Annotated in this window: 13 protein-coding genes; 5 read left to right on the top strand and 8 right to left on the bottom strand. The window is 71.6% G+C overall.

What is annotated here, in order from left to right; genetic code table 11:
- Positions 1-7 precede the first annotated feature (7 nt).
- The 4 genes from FLW16_RS21315 to FLW16_RS21330 all read right to left on the bottom strand — a co-directional run bounded on the left by FLW16_RS21315 (position 8) and on the right by FLW16_RS21330 (position 3376).
- Positions 8-217, bottom strand: coding sequence for a hypothetical protein (locus FLW16_RS21315; protein ID WP_260615442.1), 210 nt, complete (start codon positions 215-217; stop codon positions 8-10).
- A 164-nt stretch (positions 218-381) separates the two neighbouring features.
- Positions 382-1425, bottom strand: coding sequence for an acyltransferase family protein (locus FLW16_RS21320; protein ID WP_142561852.1), 1044 nt, complete (start codon positions 1423-1425; stop codon positions 382-384).
- Positions 1426-1619: 194 nt separating this feature from the next.
- Positions 1620-2399 (bottom strand): SDR family oxidoreductase, encoded by a 780-nt coding sequence (locus FLW16_RS21325; RefSeq protein ID WP_142561853.1) that lies wholly within the window; start codon positions 2397-2399, stop codon positions 1620-1622.
- 164 nt (positions 2400-2563) lie between these two features.
- On the bottom strand, positions 2564-3376 hold the full coding sequence (locus tag FLW16_RS21330; RefSeq protein WP_142561854.1) for an SDR family NAD(P)-dependent oxidoreductase: 813 nt from the start codon (positions 3374-3376) through the stop codon (positions 2564-2566).
- 187 nt (positions 3377-3563) lie between these two features.
- Here FLW16_RS21330 and FLW16_RS21335 point away from each other — a divergent pair, with 187 nt between their 5' ends.
- Genes FLW16_RS21335 through FLW16_RS21350 form a run of 4 tightly spaced genes read left to right on the top strand, consistent with a single transcriptional unit; the run spans position 3564 to position 7536 of the window.
- Positions 3564-6197 carry a nitrate- and nitrite sensing domain-containing protein gene (locus FLW16_RS21335; protein WP_185949535.1) on the top strand — a complete coding sequence of 878 codons (2634 nt, stop codon included), beginning with the start codon at positions 3564-3566 and terminating at the stop codon, positions 6195-6197.
- Positions 6194-6601 (top strand): roadblock/LC7 domain-containing protein, encoded by a 408-nt coding sequence (locus FLW16_RS21340; RefSeq protein WP_030507694.1) that lies wholly within the window; start codon positions 6194-6196, stop codon positions 6599-6601. The genes FLW16_RS21335 and FLW16_RS21340 overlap by 4 nt, the downstream gene beginning before the upstream one ends.
- Positions 6602-6632: 31 nt before the next feature.
- Positions 6633-6980, top strand: a complete 348-nt coding sequence (locus FLW16_RS21345; RefSeq protein ID WP_179155108.1) for a DUF742 domain-containing protein — start codon at positions 6633-6635, stop codon at positions 6978-6980.
- Positions 6961-7536, top strand: a complete 576-nt coding sequence (locus FLW16_RS21350) for an ATP/GTP-binding protein (protein ID WP_142561857.1) — start codon at positions 6961-6963, stop codon at positions 7534-7536. Before FLW16_RS21345 ends, FLW16_RS21350 begins: the two co-directional genes overlap by 20 nt.
- Positions 7537-7664: 128 nt before the next feature.
- Here FLW16_RS21350 and FLW16_RS21355 read toward each other — a convergent pair whose 3' ends face one another.
- Positions 7665-7877: a DUF4287 domain-containing protein gene (locus tag FLW16_RS21355; RefSeq protein ID WP_142561858.1), complete on the bottom strand. Its 213-nt coding sequence runs from the start codon at positions 7875-7877 to the stop codon at positions 7665-7667.
- 122 nt (positions 7878-7999) lie between these two features.
- Here FLW16_RS21355 and FLW16_RS21360 point away from each other — a divergent pair, with 122 nt between their 5' ends.
- Positions 8000-9025, top strand: a complete 1026-nt coding sequence (locus FLW16_RS21360; protein WP_260615443.1) for a PLP-dependent cysteine synthase family protein — start codon at positions 8000-8002, stop codon at positions 9023-9025.
- Between the two features lie 93 nt (positions 9026-9118).
- Here the strand turns inward: FLW16_RS21360 and FLW16_RS21365 are convergent, their stop codons facing one another.
- The 3 genes from FLW16_RS21365 to xylA all read right to left on the bottom strand — a co-directional run bounded on the left by FLW16_RS21365 (position 9119) and on the right by xylA (position 12469).
- Positions 9119-9772, bottom strand: a complete 654-nt coding sequence (locus tag FLW16_RS21365; protein ID WP_142561859.1) for a DUF998 domain-containing protein — start codon at positions 9770-9772, stop codon at positions 9119-9121.
- A gap of 152 nt (positions 9773-9924) precedes the next feature.
- On the bottom strand, positions 9925-11295 hold the full coding sequence (gene xylB, locus FLW16_RS21370; protein WP_142561860.1) for a xylulokinase: 1371 nt from the start codon (positions 11293-11295) through the stop codon (positions 9925-9927).
- A 28-nt stretch (positions 11296-11323) separates the two neighbouring features.
- Positions 11324-12469 (bottom strand): xylose isomerase, encoded by a 1146-nt coding sequence (gene xylA, locus FLW16_RS21375; RefSeq protein WP_142561861.1) that lies wholly within the window; start codon positions 12467-12469, stop codon positions 11324-11326.
- Positions 12470-12537: the final 68 nt, after the last annotated feature.

The raw sequence follows: 12537 nt of genomic DNA on the forward strand, positions 1-12537 counted from the left end.
GAGCGAGTCAGACGACCGCGCGAGCGACGTAGACGGTGCGCGGGGGCGAATACTCCACGATGACGACGATGGACCCCACCGGGATCTCCTCGTCCGGAATGCTCGGATAGGCGTAGAACGCCTCGACACCCCCGCGAATGGGCACCATCACCTCGCCGACAAGGCCGGGGCCGATCCTGCCCGTGACCCTGCCCTGCCTGCCGACCACCCGCGTCACCCCGTCGTTTTCACCGCTCCTGGCTGCACCGCGAATGCGCAGGTTACCCCGTATCCCCCTGCCGTGACAGAGCCGTCTTCCGTTTCCAGCCCCACCGGCCGCGCGATTCGCCCTACTCAGCACCATCACTGTTCAGAACGGTGGGATCACCCGCGAAGTTCCGGTCACGTCGCGGCGGGCTCCCTCTTTCCGGGCCGGCGGAGTCTGGTGAAGGCCCAGGAGACGTCGGGCTCCACCGCCCACCGGAACGCCCTGCGCACCGGCGACGTGCAGAGCAGGGCCGCGAGGACGGCTCCGAGGACCGCCATGGCGGTCACGCCGAGCGGGTTGGCGAGGACGTCGTGGAAGCGCTCGGCGACCTTCACGGCGAACCCGTGCAGCAGGTAGGCGTACATCGTGGCGGCGCCCAGCCCGGTGAACCAGGTGCGGCGGCTCGGGGTGACCGCGAGGAACGCCGCCACCAGCAGGGCGCCGGCCGCCAGCATGGCGAGCCGGATCAACGTGCCGGTCAGGTCGTCCACGCCGATCTGGTGGTTGGAGTGGCGCCAGCGGATCCACTCCGTGGGCACGAGCGTGTGCACGGCGAACGCCGCGGCGAGCGCCGCCGCCAGGACGGCCCCGCCCGCGATCCTCGCCCGGCGCCCGCGCAGGCGGCCGAGGTGCTCGGGCGTGAGCATGAGGCCGAGCACGTAGAACGGCAGCAGGCCGAACGTGCGGTTCATCGACAACTCGTCGGGCAGGGCGCTGGTGCCCGACAGCAGGCACAGCCCGACCGCGATCACCAGGGGATGGCGCAGCTGCTGCCAGACCGGCGTGGACAGCCGCCACAGGAACAGCGACATCAGGAACCAGGTCAGGTAGTACGGGTCGAGCAGGCTGATTTCGAGCTTGCCGTACAAGAAGAAGCGGGGCAGCGAATAGGCCACCTCGAAGATGACGTACGGCACCGCGAGGCCGCTGATGAGCTTGCGCGCCTTACCCGGAGAAAACGTGAAATTACGGGACAAATAGCCGCTGACGACGATGAAGAGCGGCATGTGGAAGAGGTAGACGAAGAAGTAGAGCGCATGTGCCGCGGGGACGTCCCGCAGGTCCTCGACGAGGTGTCCGGAAACGACCAGCACGATGGCCAGGAACTTGGCGTTGTCCAGCAGCGGGTCGCGGGCGGCGGCCCTGGTGGACGGGCGGACGGGAGCGGTCACGGTCATGCGGCCGGACCCTAGTCACCCGTCCGTGAGCACCGGCGCAACCGCGGGCGAACAGTGCCCGAACTCTTCCGCCCCCCACCCCGGCCCTGTCGTCGCCGTCCTACCGCGGCGTGCGCGGGCGGCCCGGCGCGACGACCCGCGCCCGTCCGCCGGCCTCGGCCGACCGCGCCTTTCCGCCGTGGAGGCCGGGCGGATCAGACGGTCCGGTAGCGCGTGGCGAGCCGGGGGCTCTGGCCTCCGAAGGCGGCGAGTTCGGCCCGGAAGACCGCGTCAAGGAGTCCGGCGTCCTCGACGCCGGGGGCGCAGACGGTCTCGCCCAGCTCCAGGCCGCGCAGGCTGGCCGTGACGACGTCGTCGGCGCTCATGCGGGGCACGGCGCTCAGGTCGAGGCCCTGGCGCTCGTGGAACTCGGTGGCCACCACGCCGGGGCACAGCACCTGCACGGCGACTCCGGTGCCTTCGAGCTCCGCGCCCAGGGTCTGGGACATCACGACGAGGTGGGCCAGGGTTCCGGCGTAGACGGCCCTGCGGGGCATCTGGGAGTGCGGCGCGGGGCCGCTGAAGGCGATCATCCCGGCCACGTTGACGATCGCGCCCTCGCCTCGCTCCCGCATGCCCGCGACGGCGGCCCGAGTGAGCATCGTGGGGGCGACGACCTTCACGTGCACGAGTTCCCTGGCCTTGCCGGCGGGGAGCTCGGCGAGCGGCATGTAGTGGGACACACCGGCGTTGTTCACGAGCATGGTCAGCGGCTCGGCCGCGCAGATCTCGGCGACCGTGTCGATGCCCTCGTCGGTCGACAGGTCGGCGGCCACCGTCCGCACCCCGACCTCGGGGTGCGAGGCGGCGAACTCCTCCAGGCGCTCCTTGCGCCGGCCCACGATGACCAGGTCGTGTCCGCCGGCGGCCAGGCGCTCGGCGAAGGCCCTGCCGATTCCCGAGGTGGCGCCGGTGACGAGTGCGAGCGTGCTCATGGCTGCTGTTCCCTTTCCCTGCCCGGCCGCGGCGGCCGGAGTGCGGCTCTCAGGGAGCCGCGCGTCCTGTGACTCCCATTCGTGACTCCAGGGTGCGGAAGCGACCGGGTGAGCAACCAGACGACCCGTCTTCCTGGGACTGGCGATACCAGTCCCGCGCTCCTTCAGGCGGACAGACCGGTGGCGGCGAGGCTCGCGTCCCACAGAGCGGCGGCGAGGGCGGGGTCCGACATCCTCTCCGGCACCCGTACGGGAGCGTTCTTGACGAAATACCGGCCCGGGTGATCGACGCCGTCGGGGTGGGTGGCGAGGTGGACGATGCGCCCGGCCCCGGCCTCCGGCGGTTCGCCCATGCCGGGGAGGAGCCACACCAGCTTCATGAAGAACGTGCCCTCGGCGAACGAGGTCTTGAGCACCCCGGGATGGAGGCACGTGGCGGCCAGGCCGCGCTCGGCGAGCGACACGGTGAACAGCGCGTTGGCCTGCTTGGAGTCGCCGTACTGCAGCCAGCCGTTCCAGCGCCGCCGCTCCCTGGACAGGTCGGCGGGGTCGAGGCGGCCCGTCTTCCCGGCCCGTGAGGAGGTGGTGACGACCCGGGCGGACGACGCCGTGAGCCGGTCGAGGAGCAGGTTCGTCAGCAGGAACGGCGCCAGGTGGTTGACCTGCATCATCGACTCGTTGCCGTCCACGGTGGTCCGGCGGTCGGGCGTCATCACGCCGGCGTTGTTGATCAGCACGTCGATGCGCTCGTACCGCGCCAGCAACTCCGCGGCCAGCCGGCGCACCTGATCGAGGGAGGAGAAGTCCGCGAGGAGCGTGTCCGGACGGCTGCCACCGGCCTGCTCCACGCGGTCCGCGACCACGCGCAGCTTCTCCGGAGTGCGTCCGACGAGCACGATTTGATGACCTCGCCGGGCGAGATCAAGGGCAGAAGCTGCACCGATTCCGGCACCAGCCCCAGTGATCACTGTAATCATCAGTTCCTCCCACTGCGCCAGAACTGTATCGGTGCTAGCCTTCTGTGCGATCTTCCGGAGGTGCATTTCCCCCCAAATGCGGCGCGAGCCTCCAGCAATGCAGGAGTGGGCTATGGGTTCGAGAAACCGCTCGATTCGGTTCAAGATCTTCTTGTTGCTGCTCCTACCACTGCTCATGTTGAGCGCTATGTGGGGATTTGCCCTAAAACTCACGGTCGGGGACGGCCTCGTCCTCCTGCGTTCCAAGGCGCTGTACGACACCATCGGCGTGACCTCCACCGACCTGGGCACCCAGATCCAGGCCGAACGCGCCCTGACCGCCGGCGTCCTCAGTAGCGGCCAGACGACGTCCGCCGCGCTCACCGCCCAGCAGGCCAAGACCACCGCCGCCGCGGACAGGTTCAAGAAGTCCGCCGACGACGAGGCGACCCGCGACGCCATGAGCGACGAACTCGTGGCGCCCCTGGACTCCCTGCTTTCCTCCCTCGAACGCCTGCCCACGATCCGGGAGGGCGTCTCGCTCGGCAGGTCCGACAGGCTGACCGCGATCACCGCGTACAACGCGATCATGGATGACCTGTTCGCGCTCTACGAGCGGCTCGTCTCGGTGCCCGATCTGGCCACCTTCCAGCAGGCCAGTGCCATGCAGGGGATGGGCAACGCGCACGAGATGATCACTCGTGAGGACGCCCTCGTGCGCGGCGCGCTCGCCAGCGGCACGATGACGTCCGACGAGCAGAACGCCTTCAGCGAGTGGGTCGCCACCCGGCGGTTCCTCTACGGCAAGAACCGGCCCGTCCTCAGCGGTGAGATGCGGGCGCCGTACGAGCAGGTGCTCACCTCGCCGCTGTTCGACCGGTTCACCGCCCTGGAGAACCAGATCGTCAACCAGGTGCGCTCCGGCGGCCCGCTCCCCGCGGACGCCGAGAAGTGGTCGCCGACCATCGACCAGCTGATCCTCCGGCTCGACTCGGCCCGGGTGAAGGCCTCGGACGCGCTCAGCGTCTCCGCCACGTCGGTCGCCACCGGGATCATGCTCCGCATCCTGATCGCCGGCGGGCTCGGCCTCGTGGTGATCATCGCCACGATCGTCTTCTCCGTCCGGTTCGGCCGCCGTCTCGCCCGCGACCTCGCCGGCCTGCGCGACGCCGCGCTCGATCTCGCCGACGTACGGCTGCCGCAGGTGGTCGAGAAGCTGCGGCGCGGCGAGGACGTGGACGTCGAGGCCGAGGCGCCCCCGATCAAGGCGACGGGCTCCAACGAGGTCGAGGACGTCGCGCACGCGTTCAGCTCCGTCCAGCGCACGGCGGTGGAGGCCGCCGTCGGCCAGGCCGCCCTCCGCCGCGGCGTCAGTCAGGTCTTCCTCAACCTGGCCCGCCGCAAGCAGACCCTGCTGCACCGCCAGCTCACGCTGCTCGACACGATGCAGCGCCGCGCCGAGGACCCCGAGAGCCTGGAGGACCTCTTCCGGCTCGACCACCTGACCACCCGCATGCGCCGCCACGCGGAGAGCCTGATCATCCTGTCCGGCTCCGCGCCCGGACGATCGTGGCGCAAGCCGGTGCCGCTCATCGACGTGGTCCGCGCGGCGATCTCCGAGGTCGAGGACTACACCCGCGTCTCGATGGCCCCGATGCCGAACGCCGCCGTCGTCGGCGCGACCGTGGCCGACGTGGTGCACCTGATCGCCGAGCTGCTGGAGAACGCCACGATCTTCTCGCCTCCGCAGACGAAGGTGGCGGTGCGCGGGGAGGTCGTCGCCAACGGGCTCGCGGTGGAGATCGAGGACCGCGGTCTCGGCCTGGCGCCCGAGGAGTACGACGAGATCAACGCGCGGCTGGCCGACCCGCCGGAGTTCGACCTGGCGGACAGCGACCGGCTCGGGCTCTTCGTCGTCGGCCAGCTCGCCGCCCGGCACCAGATCGGGGTGGTCCTGCGGGGCTCGCCGTACGGCGGGACGACCGCGATCGTGCTCATCCCGCGGACCCTGGTGGTGGAGGAAGGCTCGCCCGCGGCGCTCGCGGGCCCGGCCCCCCGCGGCGCCCACGCGAAGCCCGCACTGGCCGTCGGCGGCAACGACACCGACATCTCGCTCAGCGACACGCTCCAGGCCGACCTCGGACTGGGCGGCCCTGCCCCCGCCGGCGACCCCCGGGAGGTCCGCACGCTCACCGGGGAGATCGCGGGGGACGCTCCCCGCGGTGTTCCCAACGGCGCTCCCGGCGGTGTTCCCAACGGCGTTCCCGGCGGCGTACCGGACGGCGTTCCCGGGGAGTTCCCCTGGGAGACGGAGGACCGGGAGGAGCGCACGGACGCGTCCGAACCGTCCCCGTTCTTCACGCCGGCCGCCCTGCGGACCGAGGCCGTGCCCTCCGCGACGCGCGACGACCTCTCCTCACGGCCTCTCGGCTCCGACTTCGAGAACCCGCGCCCGGCCGCCGCACCCTCCGCTCCGCCGTCCGTGGCGCCGTCCTCCGAGCCGGCGACCGCCGCCGCGAGCGTGGCGGCGAACGGCCTGGCGCAGCGGACGAGCAAACAGCGGGCCAGGAGCCCCCTCTCCAACGGGACCCACGCCGGCCTGCCGCGCAGGGTTCGCCAGGCCAACATCGCCCCGCAGCTTCGCGCCCAGTCCGAGACGGGGCCGCAGACGCCGCCGCTGTCCGCCCCGACCGTGGAGGAGCGGTCACCGGAGGAGGCCAGGGCGATGTTCAGCGCCTTCCAGCGCGGCGCGCTGCGGGGCCGGGAGGACTCCGATCAGCCGGGTGGGGCCGCACCCGGCGACCACGTACACAACACGCACGGCGAGAAGGGTGACGAATGACCGGCAAAGCGACGTCGACCGGCGAACTGAACTGGCTGCTCGACGATCTCATCAGCAGGGTCGCCGCCGTCCGCCAGGCGGTGATCCTCTCCACCGACGGCCTCGTCGTTGGGGCCTCCCAGGGGCTGAGCCGGGAGGACGCGGAGCACCTGTCCGCGGTCGCGGCCGGCTTCCAGAGCCTGGCGCGGGGCGCGGGGCGGCACTTCGGCGGGGGCGAGGTCAGGCAGACCATCGTGGAGATGGAGGCCGCGTTCCTGTTCGTCACGGCCGCCGGCCAGGGCACCTGCCTGGCCGTCCTGGCCGCTTCGGACGCCGACGTCGGGCACATCGCGTACGAGATGGCGATGCTGGTCAAGCGGGTGGGCCAGCACATCTCCACCAACCCGCGGCGGATCTCCCCATGAGATGGGCGGCCACATGACGGGACCCCAGTGGATGGACGAGGAGGCCGGGCCGTTGGTCCGGCCCTACGCACTGACGGGGGGCCGGGCGCGGCACTCCGGGGCCAAGCTCGACCTGATCACCATGGTGACCACCACGGGCTCACCGAGGGACGTCCCCGGCATTGGCCCCGAGCAGCGGCGGATCCTCGAGATCGCGCGCCGCGGCGCGTCGGTGGCGGACATCGCGTCCGACATCGACCTGCCGCTGGGCGTGGTCCGCGTCCTGATCGGGGATCTGCACGACCTCGGGCTCGTCGACGTACGGGCTCCGGGCAAGGTGGCGCCGCTGCCAAGCGAGCGCATTCTCAAGGAAGTGATCAATGGCCTTCGCGCCCTCTGAGGAGCCGGTCGCCCTCAAGATATTGGTGGCCGGCGGCTTCGGCGTCGGCAAGACCACGCTGGTCGGCGCGATCAGCGAGATTCGCCCCCTGCGCACCGAGGAGGTGCTGTCCGATCGCGGCGTCGGCGTCGATGACACCGACGGCGTGGAAGGCAAGACGACCACGACCGTGGCCATGGACTTCGGCCGCATCACCATCAGGGAAGGGCTCGTGGTCTACCTGTTCGGCACCCCCGGACAGGAGCGCTTCTGGTTCATGTGGGACGAGCTGTCCTATGGCGCGCTCGGAGCCGTCGTGCTGGCCGACACCCGCAGGCTGACCGACTGCTTTCCGTCGATCGACTACTTCGAGCAGCGCGGCACGCCGTTCATCGTCGCGGTCAACTGCTTCGACGGCGCCGACCGGCACGAGCCCGACGACGTGCGGATCGCCCTCGACCTCGACCCGGACGTCCCCGTCCTGCTCTGCGACGTACGGCGCCGCGCCTCGGCCAAGGTCGTGCTCGTCACGCTCGTGGAGCACGCGCTCAAGATGCTGACGGCCGCCCAGCGCTGATCGACCCAGCGCTGACCGGCCCAATTCCGATCGGCCCGGTTTTGAGCGACACGGTTTTGAGCGACCCGGTTCTCATCGTCCGGCGTGGCCGGGGCCCGGCTCGGCCCCGGCCACGCCGGACGTGCCCGCTACTTGAGGCCGTCCTCGGCGAGGGTGTGCGCGACGAGGGCGTTCGCGTGACCGTGTCCCAGCCCGTACTCCGCCTTGAGCCAGGAGACGAGGTCCATGTGCTTGGTCAGCGGCGAGCGGCGGATGAGTTCCTTCCACTCGGCGATCGGCCGGCCGTACTTCTTCTCGATGGAGGGGAAGTAGCTGGCGGGGCCCTTCACGGCGTCGGTCATATGGTGTCCTGTTCATCCTTGTTCGTGGTCAATTGCCGCGTGCGACAGTGTGCCTCACAGGGGCGCGGACGGCATACGCCGGTGGAGATCGGCCACGGCAGGGCGACGGCCGGAGGACGAACGTGATCAACGGATGGGCGGCCGAGGCCGTCGCGCGCCTGGACCGGGAGCGCGAAGACGCGGGCACCACGCCGCTTCGCGAGTTTCCGCTGCCCGAGGCGTGGGGTGTGCGGCTGCGGCTGAAGGACGAGTCGGCGCAGCCGACCGGTGGTCTCAAGCACAGGCTCGCACGCGCCCTGTTCACCCAGGCCGTCGCCTCCGGGCGGATCACCGAGGGGACGACCGTGGTCGACGCCACCGGCGGTCCCATGGCCGTCGCCGAGGCCTATTTCGCCCGGCTGCTCGGCCTGCCGTACATCGCGGTGATGCCAAAGAAGTCCTCCGGGGCCGGTGTCGAGCGGCTCGGCGGGACGTGCCGGTACGTCGATCCCCCGCTCGCCGTGTACGAGGAGGCCGCCCGCCTGTCCGAGGAGATCGGCGGTCACTATCTCGACCACTACCGCTCCGCGGCCGAGGTCGACTGGCGTGGCGCGAGCCTTGCCGACGAGCTGTTCCGGCAGCTCGGCGAGTGTCCCCGCTGGATCGTGGCCGGGGCGGGCACCGGTGCGACGTCCGCAGCGATCGGCCGGTTCCTGCGGGCCCGCGGCCTGCGCGGAAGGCTGGCCGTGGCCGATCCGGAGAACTCCGCCTACTTCCCCGGCTGGGCCACCGGCGCCCCCGACTACGCCACGGGCATGCCGAGCCGCATCGAGGGCGTCGGCCGGCCGCGGATGGAGCCCGCCTTCGACACGGCGGTCGTCGACCTGGTCGTCCCCGTGCCCGACGCCGCGAGCGTGGCCGCCGCCCGGCACGTACGGCAGGTGACCGGGCTCGCGGTCGGCGCCGCCACGGGGACGAACCTGTGGGCCGCCCTCGAACTGATCACCCGGATGCGCGACCGTGGCGAGCGCGGCGAGGTGGTCGGCGTGATCGGCGACGCGGGCGAGCGCCATCTCGCGACCTGCCACGACGACGCCTGGGCGGCGGCGAGGGGCCTCGACTGGCGGCCGTACGCAGAGCGCCTGCGCGACCTGCTCGGCGAGCCCTGACGCCAAGGCCGTGCGGCGCCCCCGCGCCCGCACGATCCGGCGTGCCGTCCCCGTCCGCCCGGCGGTGACAGGGCTCAGCGGCGAAAACAGGACTCAGCGGTGGACCAGGAAGTCGCGCGCCGTGCGCCGGCCGCCGAGCCGCTCCCTGAGCGCCGGCCCCCACGTGAGCTGCGCGAGCCGTACGGCGAGCACTCCGAGGACGGCCACCTCGGCGGTCAGCAGCAGCCGTTCCACCAGGCCGATCATGACGCCGTGGCCGGGCAGCGCAACGTACGTGATGGCCGCAAGGCCGAGCCCTGAGGTGAGCGTCAGCCACTCCAGCGGCCGGACGGCGGCCTTCCACCGCTCGTCCTGTCCCAGACGGCCCACCAACTGGATGGCGGCGGCGGGCACGCTCACGAAGGCCGCCACCGACAGGACACCGTGGACGTCCCCCTGCCAGGCCGTGCCCGACGGCACCACGGCCGCCCCGATGAGCGAGACGCTCCACAGGCCGATCAGGCGGGCGGGCCAGCCGTGCACCGGCGCGTCGAGCGCGCGCATCCCGGCCAGCAGCGCGAGCGAGGCCAGACCGAGGACGGCCATGGCCGTCTCGATGGCGCCGCCACCGTCGCGGGCGGCGTACTGGCTGATCGTCATGGAGACGGGGTCCAGGAAGGAATCCCCGCTCACCTGCGCCGCCACCACGGTGACGACCGCGAGCAGGATGCCGCCGCCGGCGAGCAGGGGATAGAACCTCTTGACCATATGGTGAGGATCCCGCGTACAGCCCGTTCCTAACATCCGGGACAACGCGTAGATCCCCCCGAGAAAGGGTCAGGGTCGTCTCAGGGTGGGGCCCCAGGCTGTCGGAGACGCTGCGCCTTCGGGGACGCGGCCCGCGGGCCCCACCTCGGACGTCACTCCTGCGCGGCCTCGTGGTAGCGCTCGCGCAGACCGGGGGTGGGATCGGCCTCGTAGCGCTCGGCGGCGCCCGTGTCCCACAGCGGCGGTTCCGGCTCTCCCGACAGCAGCCAGGCGGCCTGCTTGGCCGCGCCGTCCGCGACGTACTCCCCGGGGGTGGGCACGAGCACCGGCCGCCCGAAGACGGTCGGCGCGATGCGGCGCACCGCCTCCGAGCGCGCGCCGCCGCCGATGAGCAGCACGCGCCGCGGCTCGAGGCCGAGGGCGTCCAGCGCGTCGGCGAGCCCGCAGAGCATGCCCTCCACCGCGGCCCGGGCCAGGTGCTCCGGCGTGGAGTTGCCCAGCCGCAGGCCGTGCAGCGAACCGGTGGCGTCGGGCCGGTTGGGGGTGCGCTCCCCTTCCAGGTACGGCACGAGGACCAGCCCGTCCGCACCGGCAGGGGCCCGCAGAGCCAGGTCACTCAGCTCCTGGGGCGTGACCCGGAGCATCCGGGCCGCCGCGTCCAGCACCCGCGCCGCGTTCAGCGTGCAGACCAGCGGGAGGTAGTGCCCGGTGGCGTCCGCGAAGCCGGCGACCGCCCCGGACGGGTCGGCGGACGGCGCCTCGGCGACGGCGAACGCCGTACCCGAGGTGCCGATGGACACGACCACGTCGCCGGGCCGCATGCCGACGCCGAGCGCCGCCGCCATGTTGTCGCCCGTGCCGGGCGCGAGCAGCGCGCCGCCCTGCTCGGCCGTTCCCGCCTGTTCGGCGGGACCGAGCACGCGGGGCAGTTCCGGCACCCTGCCCATGGCGAGTTCGAGCAGGTCCGTGCGGTACTCCCCGGTCGCGGGCGACCAGTAACCGGTGCCGGAGGCGTCGCCCCGGTCCGTCGTGATCGTGCCGGGCCGGCCGGCGAGCCGCCAGGTGAGCCAGTCGTGCGGCAGGCACACCGACCGCGTACGACGGGCGTTGTCCGGCTCGTTCCGGGCCAGCCAGCGGAGCTTGGTCACCGTGAAGGACGCCACCGGGACGCTGCCGACGGCCTCGGCCCACGCCTTCGGGCCGCCCAGCTCGGCGACCAGGTCGGCCGCCGCCCCGGCCGAGCGGGTGTCGTTCCACAGCAGGGCGGGCCGGACCACCTCGCCGTCCTCGTCGAGGCAGACCATGCCGTGCTGCTGCGCGCCCACGCTAACGGCGGCGACGTCCGCCAGGCCGCCCGCCTGCTCGATCGCGCTCTGCAGCGCGCTCCACCAGTGGTCGGGATCGACCTCCGTGCCGTCGGGGTGAGGGGCGCGGCCCTCGCGCACGAGGGCCCCGCTCTCCGCGTCCCGGATGACGACCTTGCAGCTCTGGGTCGACGAGTCGACCCCCGCGACCAGCGTCACAGTCGTTACTCCGCTCTCACTGAACCGGTCAGCCGCGGACGCCGAGGAGGTGCTCAATCGCGAGCTGGTTCAGCCGGGTGAAGTGGAAGCCGCGCTCCGCCACCGCGTCCACGTCGATCGACTCGGCGAGGACGTCCTCGTACGTCTCGCCGGCGGCGAGGGTCGGCTGGGCCAGCTCGTTGTACTTGCTGGCCTCCAGCGCCTCCTGCACCTCGGGGTCGGCGCGGTAGGCCTTCGACTTCTCCTTGAGGATGAGGTAGGTCCGCATGTTGGCCGCGGCCGAGTCCCAGACGTCCTGCTTGTCCTCGGTGCGCAGCGGCTTGTAGTCGAAGTGGCGCGGGCCGTCGTAGCCGCCGTTCTCCAGCAGGTCGACGAGGAAGAACGCGTTCTTCACGTCGCCGTGGCCGAAGATGAGGTCCTGGTCGAACCTCGGGCCGTGCTGGCCGTTGAGGTCGATGTGGAACAGCTTGCCGTGCCACAGCGCCTGGGCGATGCCGTGCACGAAGTTCATGCCGGCCATCTGCTCGTGGCCGGTCTCGGGGTTGAGGCCCACCATCTCGGGGTGCTCCAGCGAGTTGATGAACGCCAGGGCGTGCCCGATCGTCGGGAGCAGAATGTCGCCGCGCGGCTCGTTCGGCTTGGGCTCGACCGCGAAGCGGATGTCGTAGCCCTTGTCGATCACGTACTGGCAGATGAGGTCGAAGCCCTCCTTGTAGCGGTCGAGCGCGACCCGCACGTCCTTGGCGGCCTCGGACTCGGCGCCCTCACGGCCGCCCCAGCACACGTACGTCTTCGCGCCCAGCTCGGCGGCGAGGTCGATGTTGCGGATCACCTTGCGCAGCGCGTAGCGCCGGACCTCACGGTCGTTGCTGGTGAACCCGCCGTCCTTGAAGATCGGGTGGGTGAACAGGTTGGTGGTGGCCATCGGCACCTTCATGCCGGTGTCGGCCAGCGCCTTCTTGAAGTTCTCGATCGCCTTGGCCCGGTCCGGCTCCACCGCGAGGAGGTCGTCGTCGTGGAAGGTCACACCGTACGCGCCGAGCTCGGCCAGGCGATGGACGCTCTCGACCGGGTCCAGCGGGGCCCGGGACGCGTCGCCGAACTGGTCGCGCGCCTGCCAGCCGACGGTCCACAGCCCGAACGTGAAACGGTCCTCGGGAGTGGGGGTGTACATGAGTCGCCTCCGAATTAGTCTACGTTGTGGACTAAATATCCGACGTGATGAGCCGCAGGGTCAAGAGG

The organism is Microbispora sp. KK1-11 (assembly GCF_006874435.1).
Taxonomy (GTDB): Bacteria; Actinomycetota; Actinomycetes; order Streptosporangiales; family Streptosporangiaceae; genus Microbispora; species Microbispora catharanthi.

Excerpts from the sequence above, each read along its gene's own strand:
- FLW16_RS21320 (WP_142561852.1), bottom strand. The coding sequence starts at position 1,425 with ATGACCGTGACCGCTCCCGTCCGCCCGTCCACCAGGGCCGCCGCCCGC.
- FLW16_RS21325 (WP_142561853.1), bottom strand. The coding sequence starts at position 2,399 with ATGAGCACGCTCGCACTCGTCACCGGCGCCACCTCGGGAATCGGCAGG.
- FLW16_RS21330 (WP_142561854.1), bottom strand. The coding sequence starts at position 3,376 with ATGATTACAGTGATCACTGGGGCTGGTGCCGGAATCGGTGCAGCTTCT.
- FLW16_RS21335 (WP_185949535.1), top strand. The coding sequence starts at position 3,564 with ATGTGGGGATTTGCCCTAAAACTCACGGTCGGGGACGGCCTCGTCCTC.
- FLW16_RS21340 (WP_030507694.1), top strand. The coding sequence starts at position 6,194 with ATGACCGGCAAAGCGACGTCGACCGGCGAACTGAACTGGCTGCTCGAC.
- FLW16_RS21345 (WP_179155108.1), top strand. The coding sequence starts at position 6,633 with ATGGACGAGGAGGCCGGGCCGTTGGTCCGGCCCTACGCACTGACGGGG.
- FLW16_RS21350 (WP_142561857.1), top strand. The coding sequence starts at position 6,961 with ATGGCCTTCGCGCCCTCTGAGGAGCCGGTCGCCCTCAAGATATTGGTG.
- FLW16_RS21355 (WP_142561858.1), bottom strand. The coding sequence starts at position 7,877 with ATGACCGACGCCGTGAAGGGCCCCGCCAGCTACTTCCCCTCCATCGAG.
- FLW16_RS21365 (WP_142561859.1), bottom strand. The coding sequence starts at position 9,772 with ATGGTCAAGAGGTTCTATCCCCTGCTCGCCGGCGGCGGCATCCTGCTC.
- xylA (WP_142561861.1), bottom strand. The coding sequence starts at position 12,469 with ATGTACACCCCCACTCCCGAGGACCGTTTCACGTTCGGGCTGTGGACC.